The organism is Lentzea sokolovensis (assembly GCF_033949975.1).
Taxonomy (GTDB): domain Bacteria; phylum Actinomycetota; class Actinomycetes; order Mycobacteriales; family Pseudonocardiaceae; genus Lentzea; species Lentzea sokolovensis.
Map to the genome: position 1 here is coordinate 730,062 of NZ_JAXAVU010000010.1, position 16,840 is coordinate 746,901.

14 protein-coding genes are annotated in these 16,840 nt (G+C 69.4%); 4 read left to right on the plus strand and 10 right to left on the minus strand.

Annotated elements, in window-relative coordinates; genetic code table 11:
• Window positions 1-103: 103 nt before the first annotated feature.
• A complete protein-coding gene (locus SK854_RS25495; RefSeq protein ID WP_319977619.1) occupies window positions 104-3,481 on the minus strand; it encodes a pyruvate carboxylase in 3,378 nt (1,125 codons plus the stop codon).
• A 319-nt stretch (window positions 3,482-3,800) separates the two neighbouring features.
• On the opposite strand from SK854_RS25495, the gene SK854_RS25500 reads away from it, so the two are divergent.
• Complete coding sequence (locus SK854_RS25500) at window positions 3,801-5,072, plus strand: coiled-coil domain-containing protein (protein WP_319977620.1); 1,272 nt, start codon at window positions 3,801-3,803, stop codon at window positions 5,070-5,072.
• Window positions 5,073-5,076: 4 nt separating this feature from the next.
• Here the strand turns inward: SK854_RS25500 and SK854_RS25505 are convergent, their stop codons facing one another.
• From SK854_RS25505 to SK854_RS25515, 3 genes are all read right to left on the minus strand, one after another.
• Entirely contained in the window at window positions 5,077-6,207 is a 1,131-nt protein-coding gene (locus SK854_RS25505) for an exo-alpha-sialidase (protein ID WP_319977621.1), read from the minus strand.
• Window positions 6,208-6,818: 611 nt separating this feature from the next.
• Window positions 6,819-8,975 carry an ATP-dependent DNA helicase RecG gene (gene recG / locus SK854_RS25510; protein WP_319977622.1) on the minus strand — a complete coding sequence of 719 codons (2,157 nt, stop codon included), beginning with the start codon at window positions 8,973-8,975 and terminating at the stop codon, window positions 6,819-6,821.
• A gap of 14 nt (window positions 8,976-8,989) precedes the next feature.
• The gene (locus SK854_RS25515; RefSeq protein WP_319977623.1) at window positions 8,990-10,600 is read right to left on the minus strand and encodes a DAK2 domain-containing protein; all 1,611 of its coding nucleotides are present in this window, start codon (window positions 10,598-10,600) and stop codon (window positions 8,990-8,992) included.
• A 148-nt stretch (window positions 10,601-10,748) separates the two neighbouring features.
• Between SK854_RS25515 and rpmB the strand changes: the two genes are divergently transcribed.
• Window positions 10,749-10,940, plus strand: a complete 192-nt coding sequence (gene rpmB / locus SK854_RS25520; RefSeq protein WP_030467945.1) for a 50S ribosomal protein L28 — start codon at window positions 10,749-10,751, stop codon at window positions 10,938-10,940.
• 19 nt (window positions 10,941-10,959) lie between these two features.
• Here the strand turns inward: rpmB and SK854_RS25525 are convergent, their stop codons facing one another.
• The 5 genes from SK854_RS25525 to SK854_RS25545 are packed head-to-tail and all read right to left on the minus strand — an operon-like array spanning window position 10,960 to window position 14,824.
• A complete protein-coding gene (locus SK854_RS25525) occupies window positions 10,960-12,177 on the minus strand; it encodes an MFS transporter (protein WP_319977866.1) in 1,218 nt (405 codons plus the stop codon).
• Window positions 12,162-12,836 (minus strand): uracil-DNA glycosylase, encoded by a 675-nt coding sequence (locus SK854_RS25530; RefSeq protein ID WP_319977624.1) that lies wholly within the window; start codon window positions 12,834-12,836, stop codon window positions 12,162-12,164. Before SK854_RS25530 ends, SK854_RS25525 begins: the two co-directional genes overlap by 16 nt.
• Before the next feature lie 20 nt (window positions 12,837-12,856).
• Window positions 12,857-13,378, minus strand: coding sequence for a gamma carbonic anhydrase family protein (locus SK854_RS25535; RefSeq protein ID WP_319977625.1), 522 nt, complete (start codon window positions 13,376-13,378; stop codon window positions 12,857-12,859).
• Window positions 13,379-13,388: 10 nt separating this feature from the next.
• Window positions 13,389-13,799 carry a GNAT family N-acetyltransferase gene (locus SK854_RS25540; protein ID WP_319977626.1) on the minus strand — a complete coding sequence of 137 codons (411 nt, stop codon included), beginning with the start codon at window positions 13,797-13,799 and terminating at the stop codon, window positions 13,389-13,391.
• A gap of 56 nt (window positions 13,800-13,855) precedes the next feature.
• Window positions 13,856-14,824 (minus strand): thiamine-phosphate kinase, encoded by a 969-nt coding sequence (locus SK854_RS25545; protein WP_319977627.1) that lies wholly within the window; start codon window positions 14,822-14,824, stop codon window positions 13,856-13,858.
• A 97-nt stretch (window positions 14,825-14,921) separates the two neighbouring features.
• On the opposite strand from SK854_RS25545, the gene SK854_RS25550 reads away from it, so the two are divergent.
• Both SK854_RS25550 and SK854_RS25555 read left to right on the plus strand, forming a co-directional pair.
• Complete coding sequence (locus SK854_RS25550; protein ID WP_030467939.1) at window positions 14,922-15,155, plus strand: Lrp/AsnC ligand binding domain-containing protein; 234 nt, start codon at window positions 14,922-14,924, stop codon at window positions 15,153-15,155.
• A 19-nt stretch (window positions 15,156-15,174) separates the two neighbouring features.
• The gene (locus tag SK854_RS25555; RefSeq protein WP_319977628.1) at window positions 15,175-15,738 is read left to right on the plus strand and encodes a DUF3515 domain-containing protein; all 564 of its coding nucleotides are present in this window, start codon (window positions 15,175-15,177) and stop codon (window positions 15,736-15,738) included.
• On the opposite strand, the gene SK854_RS25560 is transcribed toward SK854_RS25555, so the two are convergent.
• The gene (locus SK854_RS25560) at window positions 15,735-16,784 is read right to left on the minus strand and encodes a D-alanine--D-alanine ligase family protein (RefSeq protein WP_319977629.1); all 1,050 of its coding nucleotides are present in this window, start codon (window positions 16,782-16,784) and stop codon (window positions 15,735-15,737) included. The two genes, SK854_RS25555 and SK854_RS25560, sit on opposite strands and share 4 nt — an antisense overlap.
• Window positions 16,785-16,840 lie beyond the last annotated feature (56 nt).

Consider the following 16,840-nt stretch of genomic DNA (forward strand, 5'->3'; position numbering starts at 1 on the left):
ACTCCCGTGCCCGGTGCAACGCAGGGAATCGTCGTGGAGTTCCGCGTGCCCCGCACAGCGAAAGGGCCCGGCCTCGACGAGACCGGGCCCTTCACGAGACGGGTTACTCCAGGACGATCAGGAGGTCGCCGCCCTCTACCTGCTGGGCGCCGCGCAACGCCAGGCGCCCGACGACGCCCGCCTTCGGGGCGGTGATCGCGGCCTCCATCTTCATGGCCTCGATCGTCGCGACGGTCTGACCGGCGTCGACGCGGTCGCCCTCGGCCACCGCCGCCGTCACCACGCCGGCGAACGGGGCCGCCACGTGGTTCGGGTTGGTGCGGTCGGCCTTCTCGGCGGCCGGGATGTCGGCGTCCACCGAACGGTCGCGGACCTGGATCGGGCGCAGCTGGCCGTTCATGGTCGCCATGACCGTGCGGATGCCCCGCGCGTCGGCCTCGGAGATCGCCTCCAGGCCGATCAGCAGCCGGACGCCCGGCTCCAGGTCGACGGAGTACTCCTCGCCGGGACGCAGGCCGTAGAAGAAGTCCTTGGAGCGCAACACCGACGTGTCGCCGTAGGCGTCGCGGTGCGTGCGGAACTCCTTGGTGGGCCCCGGGAAAAGCAGCCTGTTCAGCGTCGCCCGCCGGTCGTCGGCGAGGCCCGCCTCGTCCTCGGCGGACAGCTCCTCGACCGGCTTCGGGGCGGGGCGGCCTTCGAGGGCCTTGCTGCGGAACGGCTCCGGCCAGCCGCCGGGCGGGTCGCCCAGCTCGCCGTGCAGGAAGCCGATCACCGACGCCGGGATGTCGAACTTGCCGGGATCCGCCTCGAAGTCCTTCGGTGCGACGCCCGCGCCCACGAGGTGCAGCGCGAGGTCACCGACGACTTTGGACGACGGCGTCACCTTCACGAGGTGGCCGAGCATGCGGTCGGCGGCCGCGTACATCGACTCGATCTCCTCGAACTTCTCGCCGAGGCCGAGAGCGACGGCCTGCGTGCGGAGGTTCGAGAGCTGACCACCGGGGATCTCGTGGTGGTAGACGCGGCCGGTCGGGCCGGGGATGCCGGACTCGAACGGCGCGTAGATCTTGCGCACGGACTCCCAGTACGGCTCCAGGTCGCAGACGTTCTGGAGGTTCAGCCCCGTGGAGCGCTCGGTGTGGTCGGTCAGCGCCACGATCGACGACAGCGGCGGCTGCGAGGTCGTGCCCGCCATCGACGCGGTCGCGCCGTCGATCGCGTCCACGCCCGCCTGGATCGCGGCCAGGTAGGTCGCGAGCTGGCCACCGGCCGTGTCGTGCGTGTGGAGGTGGACCGGGAGGTCGAACTCCTTGCGCAGCGCGGTGATCAGGCGCGACGCGGCAGGTGCCCGCAGCAGGCCGGCCATGTCCTTGACGCACAGCACGTGAGCGCCGGCGCCGACGATCTGCTCGGCCAGCTTGAGGTAGTAGTCCAGTGTGTACAGACGTTCGTCCGGATTGGACAGGTCGCTCGTGTAGCAGAGCGCGACCTCGGCGATCGCCGTCCCGGTCTCGCGCACGGCCTCGATCGCCGGGCGCATCTGCTCGACGTCGTTCAGCGCGTCGAAGATCCGGAAGATGTCGATGCCGGTGTCCGTCGCCTCCTGCACGAACGCCTTGGTGACCGCCTCGGGGTACGGCGTGTAGCCGACCGTGTTGCGGCCGCGCAGCAGCATCTGCAGGTTGATGTTCGGCACCGCTTCGCGCAACGACGCGAGGCGCTCCCACGGGTCCTCCACGAGGAACCGCAGCGCCACGTCGTAGGTCGCGCCGCCCCAGCACTCCAGGGACAACAGCTCCGGCGTCATGCGCGCCACGTGCGGTGCGACGGCAAGCAGGTCCTTGGTGCGCACTCGGGTGGCGAGCAGCGACTGGTGGGCGTCGCGGAACGTCGTGTCCGTGACGCCGGCGGCCTTGCTCTCCCGCATCCACCGCGCGAAGCCCTCGGGCCCGAGCTCGACCAGCTTCTGCTTGGAGCCGGGGGCCGGCTCGGCGTTCAGGTCGATGACCGGCAGCTTCTCGCGCGGGTCGACCGCGGTCGGGCGGGTGCCGTTCGGGTGGTTGACCGTGACGTCCGCGAGGTAGGTCAGCAGCCGCGTGCCGCGGTCGGCCGAGTGGCGCGCCGTCAGCAGGTGCGGGCGCTTCTCGATGAACGACGTGGTGACGCGGCCCTCGTAGAAGTCCGGGTCGTCCAGCACGGCCTGGATGAACGGGATGTTCGTGGACACACCGCGGATGCGGAACTCCGCGATCGCACGGCGCGCACGGGCGACGGCGAGTTCGAAGGTGCGGCCGCGGCACGTGAGCTTCACGAGCATCGAGTCGAAGTGCGGGCTGATGGCCATGCCGGCGCCCGCCGTGCCGCCGTCGAGCCGGATGCCGGAACCACCGGGCGAGCGGTAGGCGCTGATCGTGCCGGTGTCCGGGCGGAACCCGTTGGCGGGGTCCTCCGTGGTGATGCGGCACTGCAGCGCCGCGCCGCGCAGCTGCACGGTCTCCTGGGACAGGCCCAGGTCGTCCAGCGTCTCGCCGGACGCGATGCGCATCTGCGACTGCACCAGGTCGACGTCGGTCACCTCTTCGGTGACCGTGTGCTCGACCTGGATGCGCGGGTTCATCTCGATGAAGACGTAGTGGCCCTGCGGGTCGAGCAGGAACTCGACGGTGCCGGCGTTGCGGTAGCCGATGTGCTTCGCGAACTTCACCGCGTCGGCGCAGATGCGGTCGCGCAGCTCGGGTGCGAGGTTCGGCGCGGGCGCGATCTCGATGACCTTCTGGTGGCGCCGCTGCACGGAGCAGTCGCGCTCGAAGAGGTGGATCACGTTGCCCTGGCCGTCGGCGAGGATCTGGACCTCGATGTGGCGCGGTTCGACCACGGCCTGTTCGAGGAACACGGTCGGGTCGCCGAACGCCGACTCCGCCTCGCGGGACGCGGCTTCGAGGGACTCGCGCAGCGCGGCCGGGTCGTCGACCTTGCGCATGCCACGGCCACCACCACCGGCGACGGCCTTCACGAAGACCGGGAAGCGCATCGTCTTCGACGCCTCGAGCAGCGCGTCGATGTCGGAGGACGGCGGGCTCGACTCCAGCACGGGGAGCCCGGCCTCGCGGGCGGCGGCGATGGCGCGCGCCTTGTTGCCCGTCAGCTCCAGCACCTCGGCCACGGGGCCGATGAAGGTGAGACCTGCCTCACGGCACGCCATCGCGAGTTCCGGGTTCTCCGACAGGAAGCCGTAACCGGGGTAGATCGCGTCGGCGCCGGCTTTGCGGGCAGCCTTGATGATCTCTTCGACGGAGAGGTAGGCGCGGACGGGATGTCCGGGCTCACCGATCTCGTAGGACTCGTCCGCCTTCAACCGGTGCAGCGAGTTCCGGTCCTCGTGTGGGAAGACGGCGACCGTTCCCGCGCCCAGTTCGTAGGCGGCGCGGAACGCGCGAATCGCGATCTCGCCGCGGTTGGCGACAAGAACCTTGCGGAACATCCGTGCCCTCCCGGTGTTACTCGGCAGTCATCAGTCGTGGCACGTTACCGTGCGACTCTTGCCTGTTGGGAGGACTGTCCCACGTGATGGGTGTCATCCTGATCGGTCTTGCTCACACCAATTCTCGCGTGATGAGAGCAAAGTGGATACCCACCACCCGGTCAGACTGCGGCCGGTAGTGGGTTTAACCAGATCGAGTGACGATCTTCGCGACTATCTCGGTAGGGTGAGCCATATGGCCGGGGCTGATGGAGCCGGGCAGCCTACTGCCCGCACACCGCATTTCGACGTTGTCCTTCGTGGTTACAACCAGCGACAGGTGAACGAACGAGTCACCCGCTTGGAGTTCGACCTCAAGAACTCGAACCGCTCCCGTGACGCGGCCGCCGCGCAGGTGGGGGAGCTCACCAAGCTCCTCAATTCGATGCGCGCCGATCTCGACAAGACCAAGATCCAGCTCCAGAACCTCGCCAGCAGTCCCGTGAGCGCGTCGAACGTCACCGAGCGTGTGCGCGTGATGATGAGCCTGGCCGAGGAAGAGATCGCGGACATCCGCAAGGACGCCCTCGACAAGGCCGCCGCGACGCGCGGCGAGGCCGAGAGGTGGGCCGCGGAACAGCGCGACGCCCACCAGCGCCTGCTCGCCGAGACCGAGGCGCGCCGCAAGCAGCTAGAGATGAACTACCAGCAGCGCCACGCCGAGCTGGACCAGCAGACCGCCGGCCGCAGGTCCGAGCTGGAGGCCGAGCACTCGGCGTTGCAGGCGAAGCTCGCCGCCGAGCACGAGGCGCTGGTCGCGGAGGTGCGCGCGAACGGTGAGCGCGTCGCCGCCGAGTTCGAGAAGAAGTCCGCGGACCTGGACACCCACCGCGCCGAGCTCGACGCGAAGTACAAGGCGTACCACGACGAACTGGACAAGGAGTACGACGGACTCAAGGCGACGCTGACCGCCGAGCACCAGAAGGTGCTGGCGGACGCGCGGTCCGAGGCCGAGCGGATCTCCGCCGAGGCCGAGGTCAAGCGCGTCGAGACGCTGCAGAGGCTCGACGACGAGCTCAAGTCCAGGCAGGCGGAGGCGGAGAAGGCCCTCGCCGAACTCGAGGCCGAGTCGCTGGCGAAGGCCGAGAAGATCTCCTCCGAGGCGTCCGCACAGGCGATCGCCCTGGTCAGCGCGGCGGAGGAAAAGGCCGCGACCACCTTGCGCGTCTCCGAGGACAAGGCGACGACCACCGTCGCGGAGGCCGAGCAGAAGGCCGCGACCACCCTGCGCGAGGCCGACGAGAAGGCGGTCGCGCTCGTCCGCGACGCCGAGGCCAGGACGTCGGCACTGGTGCGCGAGGCCGAGGAGAGGTCGGCCGCGGCCGTCGCCGAGGCCGACCAGCGCGCGGCCGCCGCGTCCGAGAAGGAGTCGTCGCTACGTTCGGCGCACGACAACCTCGCCACGCAGTTCCACGCCGCGCAGGCTGCGGTGGAGGCGGCGATGTCGGTGCTCAAGCCTCTGGAGGACGGTTCCGCGGACGCGGACGAGGCAGCCGCCCCGGCTCGTGAGCAGAAGACCGAGCAGCTGCCGAAGCCGCGGCAGCAGGACTAGAGGTTCATCCGGGGAACGGCGGCAGGCTGCTCGTGGCCCAGCTCGTGTGGCAGCTGCCGTTCGCCGCGAAGTCGCTCGCGAACCCGATGAACTCCCTGCCGTCGAGCGACGGCACGCCGGTCGGGTGGTAGTTCGGGCAGTAGTTGTCGCGTGCTCCCGGCACCGGAACGGGCGCGGGAATCTCGTACCAGCCGTCCCGGCCGCCGTTCTCGGAGACGAAGATCGTCCTGCCGTTGCCGGGATCGACCTTGCCGTTCGCGGACATCAGCATCTGCCCCATGAGCAGCACACGTCCGGTGGCGGTGCCGTTGGGCGCGAGCACGATCGACGGCGTGTGCGCGAAGTACTTGCCGTCCTTCGTCGTCGGCCGCTTGCCGTGCCACTTCGGATCGCCCCAGTTCACGCCGTCCGGTGACGTGCGGTGGTACGCCTCGCAGAAGTACTGGTTCGGCTGCGAGCAGATCTCGTACATCATGTAGTACTCGCCCGTCGGCAACCGCTTGACCTGCTGCATCCCCGGCCGCAGCCAGCCGGGCTCGACCGCGACGACCTTCTGCTTGGCCGACCAGAGGACGCCGTCGTTGGAGACCGTCCGCCCGATGTACTGGCTGTGTCCTTTTTCAGACTCGTCGGAGAAGTAGCAGTTGAGCCTGCCCTCGGCGTCGACCGACAGGTCCGGCTCCCAGAGCCCGCCTCCAGGCTTCGCTCGCGCGCACTCGGACAGGTACCGCCACGACGCTCCCGCGTCGTCGCTGCGCCAGATCCGCGCCTTGAGCGTCTCCGCCTTGAAGCCGGCCGAGCCGGCCCACAACACCGTGCCCGCGGGCATGTCGCCGACCCGTTGAGGCAGCTCGTAGAGGTGCCCGCAGCAGGTAGCGGTCGAACCGGCGTCGTCGGTGAACGCGGCGATCTTCTTGAACCGCTTGCCGTTGCGGCTCGCTTTGAGCACGTCCACGACGTGGTCCCCGTGCAGCGCCACCAGGATCGAGCCGCGCTGGGGGCCGTGTTCGAGGCGGATCGCGTGCGGGTAGCGGGACTCCTCGCCGGTCAGCACGACGGGGCTCGCCAGGGCCGGGCTCGGGCTGGAGAGGACGGTGAGGGCGACGGCCAGGGCGGTGATGATCATGCGACGCACGGGTGGGAACGTACCGAGGATTTCGGACGATTCCGGCACCTGGCACGCGCACACCTTCAGGTGATGTGGGTGGGAGACGGACGCGGCCGGCCAGACGGGTGGGGTGGGTAGGGGACGGACGCGGCCAGGCCAGGTGGGGTGGGTGGCGAGGCGCGTAGGTGGCGAGCCAGCGGGGTAGCGGGCCATGCCGGGTGGCGGGCTGTGCCAGGTGACGAGCCATGCGGAGTGGCAGGCCATGCCGGGTGGCGAGCCAGCGCGGTGGCGAGCCAGCGGAATGGCAGGTCATGCGGGGTGGCGGGCCGTGCCGGGTAGCGAGCCAGCGGAGTGGTGGGCCGTGCAGGGTGGCGAGCCAGCGGAATGGCGGGCCATGCGGGGTAGCGCCGAGCAGAGCGGCTGCCAGGTAAGCAGGGCCCGCACCCGCTCCGCGCCCCTCCCACACACGGGAAGAACCCCGCGGCGCACACCCTGCAGCATGCCCCCGTGCCTCGTCCGCGCACACGCGGCTCAACCTCCGCCGCACGCACCTCGCGCCTCATCCCCGCACGCGGCCCGAACTCCGCGCCTCGCCCGCGCTTGCACGCGGCACCACCGCCGCGGCGCGGTCGCGGCGGCTAGGTCTTCTCCAGGAAGTCGGCGCGCTCCTCCGTCAGCAGCGTCGCCACCATCCCCGCCAGCCCGGGATGCTCGGCCAGGTCCGGGTCGGCGTCCACGACCTGCTGCGCTGCCGTGCGGGCGTCCGCGATGATGTCCTCGTCACGCAGCAGGGACAGCATCTTCAGGCCCGAGCGGCGGCCTGACTGGGCGGCGCCCAGGATGTCGCCCTCGCGGCGCAGTTCGAGGTCGAGCTGGGCCAGTTCGAAGCCGTCCAGAGTGGACTCGACGGCACGCAGGCGTTCCATCGTGGCCGTCATCTCCGGCATTTCGGTCACCAGCAGGCACAGGCCTGGGGCGCTGCCTCGGCCTACGCGGCCGCGGAGCTGGTGCAGCTGGGAGACGCCGAAGCGGTCCGCGTCCATGATGGCCATGACGGTGGCGTTCGGGACGTTGACGCCCACCTCGATGACTGTGGTGGCCACCAGGACGTGGACCTCGTTGGCCGCGAAGGCGCGCATCACCGCGTCCTTCTCGTCCGGGGGCATGCGGCCGTGCAGGATCTCGATTCGCAGGCCGCGCAACGGGCCCTGCGCGAGCATGGTGGCCACGTCGATCACGGACAGGGCCGGGCGCTTGTCCTCGTCTTCGGACTTCGCCGGTTCCTCGTCGCCGATGCGCGGGCAGACGAAGTACGCCTGGTGGCCCTTCGCCACCTCCTCGCGCACTCGGGCGAAGGCGCGGTCGAGCCACGCCGGCTTTTCGCGGACGGGGACTACCGAGGTCTTGATCGGTGAGCGGCCGCCGGGTAGTTCGCGCAGGGCCGAGACTTCCAGGTCGCCGTAGACCGTCATGGCGACCGTGCGCGGGATCGGGGTCGCCGTCATCACGAGCACGTGCGGGTTCTCGCGTTCGCCGCGTGCCGAGAGCGCTGCTCGTTGTTCCACGCCGAAGCGGTGTTGTTCGTCGACCACGACGAGGCCCAGGGAGTGGAACTCCACCTTCTCCTGGATGATCGCGTGCGTGCCGACGACGATGCCCGCCTCGCCGGTCACGATGTCGAGCAACGCCTGACGGCGCTGGGCCGTGTTCATCGAACCGGTCAGCAGCGTCACGCGCGTGGCGTCTTCCGCGCCGCCCAGCTGGCCTGCCTGGGCCAAGTCGCCGAGCATCTCGGTCAACGAGCGAGCATGTTGTGCCGCAAGGACTTCCGTGGGGGCGAGCATCGCGGACTGCCGGCCCGCGTCGACGGCCTGGAGCATGGCTCGCAACGCGACCATCGTCTTTCCGGAACCCACCTCTCCTTGCAGAAGGCGGTTCATGGGCACGGTCGACTCGAGATCAGCGGAGACCTGCGAACCCACCTCCACCTGGCCTGCCGTCAGCGTGAACGGCAGCCGCGCGTCGAACGCGTCGAGAATGCCGCCGGACCTGCGCGCACAGGCGGGCGCCGGACGGGCCGTGGACGCCTTGCGGCGCTGCGCCAGGGCCAGCTGCACGGCCAGCGCCTCGTCCCACTTCAACCGCAGCTGCGCCACGGAGATCTGCGCCCAGCTGTCCGGCCGGTGGATCGACCGCAGCGCGTCCTCCAGGCCGATCAGGCCCTGTTCGAGACGGAAATCCTCGGGCAGCGGGTCCTCCGGCACGCCGTCCCAGATCTCCAGGAGCTGCTTCACGCAGTTCGCGATGTTCCACGTGTTGATGTGCTGCGACGCCGGGTAGACGGGCAGGAAGGCCTGCAGGAACGACGATCCGTCCTGCTCCGCGGTGAGGACCTCGAACGCCGGGTGCACCAGCTGCAGGTTCTGCCGGTAGCGGCCGACCTTGCCGGCGAACAGCGCGCGTGTGCCCGGCAGGAGTTCCTGCTCGGCGACGAACGCGGGTTTGCCGAAGAACACCAGGTGCAGCTCCGACGTGCCGTCGGTGATGACGGCCTCGGTCATCTGGCCGCGGCGCGCCTTCATCTGGCGCTTCTGGCACTTGCGGACCTCGGCCTGCACCGTGACGTGCTCGTCGATTTCCAGCGACCTGATGTCGGTCAGCTTCCCGCGCTCGTCGTAGCGGCGCGGGTAGTGGCGCAGCAGGTCACCGACCGTCGTGAGGCCGAGGCCGGTCTCCAGTGCGTCGGCGGTCTTCTTGCCGAGCAACGGCTGCAGCTTGTCGTCGAAGGAGATCATCGCGCCCTATTGAACTACTCGACACCGACAAAAATGACCGCGTCCGGCTGACCGCCCGGATACGCCGTCAGCTCGACCTCCGGATGGGTGACCCTCAGGTGGTCCTCCAGCACGTCGGCCAGGCCCTCGGGCGCATCGGCGCCCAGGATCACCGTCACCAGTTCGCCGCCGCCCGCCAGCATGCGGTCGATCAGGCGGCAGGACAGGTCCATCAACGACTCCGGCGCCGCAGGACCCGGCTCGATCAGCACGACCTCGCCGTCCAGCATGCCCAGCAGATCGCCCGGCTGACAGCGGCCCACCCACGTGAGGGCCTCGTCCGCGGCGATCGCGAGCTCGCCACGGCGGGTGGCGGCGGCGGCCTCTGCCATGGCGACAACGTCGTCACCTGCGCGCCGAGAGGAATCGTGCACCGCCAACGCCGCGAGGGCCTGCACGGGCGAGAACGTCGGCACCACCACTACGTCCTGCCCCGCGGCCTGTGCGTACGCCACGGCCTCTTCCAGAGCCTCACGGATGTCCGGATCGCCCGGCAGCACCGCGACGTGACGCGCGCGCGTCGACACGATGGCCGACAACAGGTCCGTGGGCGTCGCAGTAGTAGAAGCGAGGTCGAACACCGCGGCGCCTTCCGCACGGAACAGGTCCACGGCGCCACTCACCACCACCACGATCGCCCGGTCGCGCACGAACCGAGAAGCCTGCGCGGCGATCTGGTCAGCGAACCGCGCCACCGTGATGCGGTGCGGACGCCCAGCGCGCACACCCGCTTCGACGGCCGCGCCGATGTCGTTGCAGTGCACGTGAACGGTCCACAACGAGGCCCCGTCCCCCACGACCGACACGCAGTCGCCCAGCCCGTTCAGCGTGGCGCGCACCTCGGCCACCGCCTCGTCCGAGGTGTCGTCGAGCAGGTACATGACCTCGTACTCGAACTCCGACGACCCGCTCTCGCGCTCGGTCGTCAGCGACTCCGGCGTGCGCGGCAGCAGGGGCGCGTCCATCGGCGTTTCCACACTCTGGCCGGTGATCACCGCGGCCAATGTGTCCAACAACACAACGAGCCCTCGCCCGCCCGCGTCGACCACCCCGGCCTTGGCCAGCACGGCCAACTGACGGGGCGTATCGGCCAGTGCGACGGCACCCGCGCGCGACGCCGCCATCACCACGTCGTCCAGTTCGTCCGACTCGCAGTCACGAGCCGCCTCGGACGCGGCGTGCAGCACGGTCAGAACCGTGCCGGGAACGGGCTTGGACACAGCGGCGGTGGCCAGTTCATCGGCCCGGTGCAGGCCCTTGCGCAACGCGGTGCCGGTGACCAGTGACACCTCCTGCACGGTCTCCGCCAGGCCCCTGAGCACCTGAGACAGGATCACGCCCGAGTTCCCGCGCGCCCCGGCCAGCGCGCCGCGGGCCAGCGCCGAGAGCGCGTCCCCCACCGTCGACATGGGCGAGCGCAGCAGCGCGTCGAGCGCCGACTGCATCGTGTGCAGCAGGTTCGTACCTGTGTCACCATCCGGCACGGGAAAGACGTTGATCTGGTCGATCGACTCCCGATTGGCGTCCAACGACCGCACGCAGGCGTCTGCCCATCTGCGCACCGCGACCGCATCCATGACCTGCATGGCGGCGAGAGTATCCACCCGGTTTGGTCGCAGGTGATGCCACCGGTTACCCTCGTTGAGTTGCCGTGCCCGGTTGAGGCTTGTGCACGCTTGCGCGCCCACCGGGACGCGAGACTTACCGCTTGAGGAACCTGAAGGAGTGGCTGACGTGGCTGCCGTGTGCGACGTCTGTGGCAAGGGGCCGGGCTTCGGCCATTCGGTTTCGCACTCCCAGCGGAAGACGAACCGCCGCTGGAACCCGAACATCCAGTCTGTGCGCGCCAAGGTTTCGGCCTCGCAGCGCCAGCGGATCAACGTGTGCACGTCCTGCCTGAAGGCCGGCAAGGTCGTGCGCGGCTGATCACCGCCACAGTTCGTTTTTAGTTCGGGAAGAGCTCGGCTTCGGCCGGGCTCTTCTCGCGTTTCAGGGCTCGGCGCACGAACACCAGGCAGGCGACGCCGGCGAGCAACGCGCCGGTGCCCCCGAGCGCGAAAACTGCCCGAGGCCCGATGACCAGCAACAACCCGCCCGCGGCAGCCGTCCCGGCCAGGTTCGCGCCGATCACCATCGACCCGACCGCGGCGAACGCCCGCCCCCGCATCTCATCAGGCGTGCGCAACCGCACGACGGCGTTCAAGGCCACGTTGTGCACACCGTTCGACACACCACCGATGAGCCAGCCGATCCCCGCCGTCACGAGGAACGGGAACGTGGCCGGGATCAGCACCCCGACGCCCGTGGTGACGGCGGCGACCGCGATCGCGTACGCCACCCAAGACACGGTCTCGAGCCGCGCGGCGATCCTGTTGCCGACCAGGATCCCGGTCATCCAGCAGGCCTGCATCGCACCCAGAACGAACTCGTCACCGTGCAGCACGTACCGCACGAACGCGGGGTCGGCGACGTTGACCACCACCACCGCTCCCACGCAGAACGACAGCCCGATGACCGCCGTGAACAGCACGGGGTCCCGCCGCACGTGCCGGATGCCCGCGAGCGCACTGGGACGCGCCTCGTGCGCAGCCGAGGGCCTGCGTTCCGATCGCACGAACGCCAGCAGCGCCGCGTAGGCGAGGAACGTGCCGCCGTCGATGAGCAACGCGGCGGGGTGACCGAAGATCCCGGCGAGCAACGCGCCGCCGGTGACGCCCGCCATGCTGCCGAGACTGCGCCCCGTGCTGAGCCACGCGTAACCACGAGTCGCCTGCTCCTCGCCGGCGATGTGCGGCACAAGTGCGGAAATGCAGGGCTGGGCGACCGCGCGGCCGCAGCCGGAGAGCAACACCAGCGCCACCACGAACAAGGGCTGCCCCATCAGTGGCGCGATGGCCGAGATGGCGATGCCCTGGAACACCAGCGCGATGATCAGCAGGCGGCGGTTGGGAAAGCGGTCGACGAGCACACCGGCGAGCGGGGCGCCGAGCACGAACGGCAGCAGTTCGGCGATGAGGATGGCGGCGACCAGCAGCGGGCTGATCGGCGTCGCCCAGAAGACGAGCACCAGCAACGACAACGCGTTGCCGAACTCGCTGACGGCCGCGCCTGCGGCCGTCAGCGTCAGATCACGTCTTGCCCGGACAACTACGGGAGCTTCCAGTCGATCGGGTCGGCGCCCTGCTTCTCCAGCAGTTCGTTGGCGCGGCTGAACGGCTTCGAACCGAAGAACCCGGCGTGCGCGGAAAGCGGCGACGGGTGCGCGGATTCGATGGCGGGCAACGGTTCCAACAACGGACGCAGATTGCGCGCGTTGCGGCCCCACAGGATCGACACGAGAGGTGCGTCACGAGCCGCGAGAGCCTTGATCGCCTGCTCGGTCACCTTCTCCCAGCCCTTGCCCTGATGGGAGTTCGCCTTGCCGGGCTGCACGGTCAGCGCCCTGTTGAGCAGCAGAACACCGCGCTCGGACCACGGGGTCAGGTCGCCGTTGGACGGCAACGGGTGCCCGAGGTCCTCGGCGTATTCCTTGTAGATGTTCACCAATGACTTCGGAATGGGCCGCACGTCAGGGGCCACCGAGAACGACAGGCCGACCGCGTGGCCGGGCGTCGGGTACGGGTCCTGGCCGACGATCAGCACCTTCACCTGGTGGAACGGCTGCTGAAAAGCACGCAGCACGTTCTCGCCCGCGGGAAGATAGGTGCGACCGGCGGAAACCTCCGCGCGCAGGAACTCACCCATGGCGGCGATCTGGTCAGCGACGGGGGCGAGAGCTTCAGCCCAACCGGCTTCGACAACTTCGTTGAGGGGACGAGCCACGGCTGTGAACCCTATCTCACTCAATCGAGCCGACGGAGCTTCTCCCGGTACAAAGCGATGTTCTGAACGTATTTCTCCACGATGAATGCCCAGGCCTGTTCCGGCACAACGTGTCCGGCACGTTCGCGAGCAGGAACTCCCAGCACCATCGTGCGTTCGCGGACGTGGCCGTCGAACGAGACCACCGCGCCGGCGCCGACGATCGCGCCCTTTTCCACGATGGAACCGTTGAGCACCACCGAACCCGACGCGATCAGGCATTCGTCCGCGACCGTCGCGCCCTCGATGTGGACGTTGTGGCCGATGACGCACGACGATCCGATGTGCACCGGGTGGACCTCGGTGCAGTGGATGACCGTGCCGTCCTGGATCGACGTGCGCTCGTCCACGACGATGCGCCCGTAGTCACCGCGCAGCACGGCTTGTGGCCACACCGACGAGTACGCGCCGATGCGGACGTCGCCGATCACCGTCGCGTCCGGGTGCACGTACGCCTCCGGGTGGATCTGCGGCGTGTAGTCCCCCAGCGCATAGATGGCCATGCGCCCGAACCTACAACGACTTCCCGAAGCAGCGACTCTCCGGGTGGTCCCGGTACACGCCGAAGTTGTCGATCCGCTCGTAGCCGCTGGACGTGTACAGGGCGATCGCCTCGGGTTGGCGCAATCCGGTCTCCAGCACCATCCGCAGCAGCCCCGCCTCGCGCGCGGTGGCTTCCAGGTGCGCGAGCACGAGCCGCGAGAGGCCCTTGCCGCGTGCGGAGTCGACGACGTACATCCGCTTGATCTCGGCGGCACCGTCGAGCTCGTCGTTCACTCGCCAGCCGCCGCACGCGACGGGAACGCCGTCCAGGTACCCGATGACGAAGTAGCCCAGGGGCGCGGCGAACTGCGCCGGATCGACCGGCGTGACGTCGACGTCGCCGTAGCGCTCGACGTAGACCTGCTGGAGGTCGGCGATCATCTTGACCGAGTCTGGATGGTCATACGCGCGCGTGCATAGTTCCACGAGATTGAATCCTACGCGCGCCAGTGCTCCCAGCCAGGAGGTTTTTCGTAGTTCCTGCCGTCGACCGTCACACCTTCGCCCGCCCGGACCGTGCCGATGGTCGTCCAGTTCGGCGGAACCGACTTGGGGCCGGGGAACGTCGCCGCGAGGGCGTGGTCCTCGCCTCCGGTGAGCGCCCAGTGCCGCGCGTCCCCGCCGAGCGCCGACGCGACGTCGAGCAGGCGCGGGTGCAACGGCAGCAGTTCGGTGCGGATGTCGATCGCCACGCCGGAGGAGTCCGCGATGTGGCCCAGGTCCTGCAGCAGTCCATCTGAGACGTCGATCATCGAAGTGGCTCCCGCCTCGGCGGCCCTGGGGCCTTCCTCGTACGGCGGTTCCGGGGTGCGCTGGGCGTTCACTATGCCGACCGGCGAACGGAATCCGCGACCGAGCACGGCCAGTCCCGCGGCGGCCCAGCCGAGCCTTCCGGCGACCGCCACGACGTCCCCGACGAGCGCTCCCGACCTCGTGATCGGCTCGAGCCCGTTCATGTCTCCCATGGCGGTGATGGAGATCACGAGCGTCCCGGAGCTGACCATGTCGCCCCCGACGATGCCCGCGCCGGCCGTCGCCGCCTCCTGCCAGAGTCCCGACATGATCCCCTCGACGACGGACGCGGGGGTGTCGGCGGGACAGGCGATGCCGACGAGCAGGGCAGACGGCAGCGCTCCCATGGCGACGACGTCGGCGAGGTTCACCGCGGCCGCTTTTCGGCCCACCTGCTCGGGACTGGACCAGTCGAGTCTGAAGTGGACACCCTCGACGAGCACGTCCATCGAGGCGACGACCCGTCCGTCCGGGACGGCGACGACGGCCGCGTCGTCACCGGGACCGAGGATGGTCGTCTCCGGCTGCGCCCGACCGGCCGTCACCCGGTGGATGAGAGTGAACTCACCCACGTCGGCGACCGTCTCCGCGTCGCGCGGCGGCTCCGGACGCAAAGTTGCCTCCCAATCTGAGCATTCGGAACCCCAACTGGGGTACGTTGCGTGACACGTTCCTACCTCGACCCAACCTGTCGCGACGAAGGGGCACGCCGTGGTGCATGCATACATCCTCATCCAGACCGAGGTCGGCAAGGCCGCCGCAGTCGCCTCCGAGATTTCCGGGATCGCCGGAGTAGCCACCGCCGAAGACGTCACCGGACCGTACGACGTCATCGTGCGCGCCGAGGCGGAGACCGTCGACCAGCTCGGCCAGCTCGTGGTCGCGCGCATCCAGAACGTCGAGGGCATCACTCGTACGTTGACCTGCCCGGTGGTACATCTCTAGCCCGTGTTGTCATAACCGGGTGACTCAGCAGGAATCCACGTCAGCGCTGTCCCGGCCGCTGCTCGCGGCGGTCGGGCTCGCTGTCGTGCTCGCCATCGGTGTCGCCGGCCTCGGTCTGGTGCTGGGCACCGGAAACCAGTCGGAGGACGTGCCCGGTCGCACGGGCCCCCTCGCACTGGTCTCGATCGACGCGCCCGACGCGGGCTCACCGACGTGCGTGACCCTGACCGAGAAGCTGCCGGTGGGGCTGCCGTCCGGGAAGGACATGCTGCCGCGCCGGGAACTCGCCTCCCCCGCACCTCTCGCGACGGTGGCGTGGGGTGACGCCAAACACGATCCGGTGGTCCTGCGCTGTGGCCTGCCGCGGCCGAACGAGCTGTCGGCGACCTCGCAGCTGCGGGTGATCTCCGACGTGCAGTGGCTGCAGCTGCCCGGTTCCGGCAGTTCCACGTGGGTGATCGTGGACCGCGACGCGTACGTGGCGCTGACGGTGCCCGACGAAGCGGGCACCGGACCCTTGCAGGACATCTCCACGACGGTGCGCGACCTCCTGCCCAAGAAGCCGGTCAGGACAGCGCCTTAACGCAGTCCCGAACCGCGGGCGATCGCCGTCTCGATCAGCGTGGTCAGCAGCGTCGAGAAGTCGATGCCGGTCGCGTCCCACGCCTTGGGGTACATGGAGATCGGCGTGAAACCGGGCATCGTGTTGAGCTCGTTGATGATCAGCTCGTTCTGCTCGGTCAGGAAGAAGTCCACCCTGGACAGACCCTGGCAGTCGAGCGCCTTGAACGCGGTGACGGCGAGTTCGCGCAGCCGCGCGGTGACGTCGTCGTCGAGCTTCGCCGGGATGTCGGCCTCGTAGGAGTCGTCGACGTACTTGGCGTTGAAGTCGTACCACTCGACGCTCTCGCCGACCGGACGCAGTTCGGCGGGCAGCGAGGCCTCGACGCGGCCGTCCGGGAACTCCAGCACCGCGAGCTCGATCTCGCGGACGTTGGGCACGGCGGCCTCGATGATGACCTTGGGGTCGTGCTGGCGCGCCTCGAAGATCGCGGCGTCGAGGTCGTTCCAGTCGGACACCTTCGAGATGCCGACGGACGATCCGGCGCGCGAGGGCTTCACGAACACCGGCAGCCCGAGGTGCTCGCGCTCGTCGAGGGTGAGCGTGGTCGCGGCGCGGTCGAGAGCGACGAACTTGCCGACGTCGAGGCCCTCCGCCTGGAGGATCTTCTTGGCGAAGACCTTGTCCATCGCGGCGGCGCTGGCGAACACGCCGGGCCCGACGTACGGGACGCCACCGAGTTCGAGCAGCCCCTGGATCGTGCCGTCCTCGCCCCACGCGCCGTGCAGCAGCGGGAAGACCACGTCGACGTCCTTGAGCGCCTGACCGGGTTCGATCGCGGCGACGGTCTGGTTGCGCAGCGTGGGGAGGTTGCCGGCGCCTGCCTCCAGCGCGCTCGGGTCCGTGCCGAGTGCCCACTGCCCCTGCGGCGTGATGCCGACCGGCACCACCTCGAACCGGTCCGCGTCCAGGTAGGGCAGGACGCTCTTGGCGGACTGGCAGGAGACCTCGTGCTCGGAACTGCGGCCGCCGAAGACCACGGCCACCCTCGTCTTGCGCTGCGTCATGCGGGCGACCCTACCCGTTTGGGCGATTGTGCCCACCTGCCAGTTAGCCTCGGTCG

Excerpts from the sequence above, each read along its gene's own strand:
- recG (WP_319977622.1), bottom strand. The coding sequence starts at position 8,975 with ATGATCTCCTTCGACGACAAGCTGCAGCCGTTGCTCGGCAAGAAGACC.
- SK854_RS25540 (WP_319977626.1), bottom strand. The coding sequence starts at position 13,799 with ATGATCGCCGACCTCCAGCAGGTCTACGTCGAGCGCTACGGCGACGTC.
- SK854_RS25495 (WP_319977619.1), bottom strand. The coding sequence starts at position 3,481 with ATGTTCCGCAAGGTTCTTGTCGCCAACCGCGGCGAGATCGCGATTCGC.
- SK854_RS25560 (WP_319977629.1), bottom strand. The coding sequence starts at position 16,784 with ATGACGCAGCGCAAGACGAGGGTGGCCGTGGTCTTCGGCGGCCGCAGT.
- SK854_RS25515 (WP_319977623.1), bottom strand. The coding sequence starts at position 10,600 with ATGCAGGTCATGGATGCGGTCGCGGTGCGCAGATGGGCAGACGCCTGC.
- SK854_RS25535 (WP_319977625.1), bottom strand. The coding sequence starts at position 13,378 with ATGGCCATCTATGCGCTGGGGGACTACACGCCGCAGATCCACCCGGAG.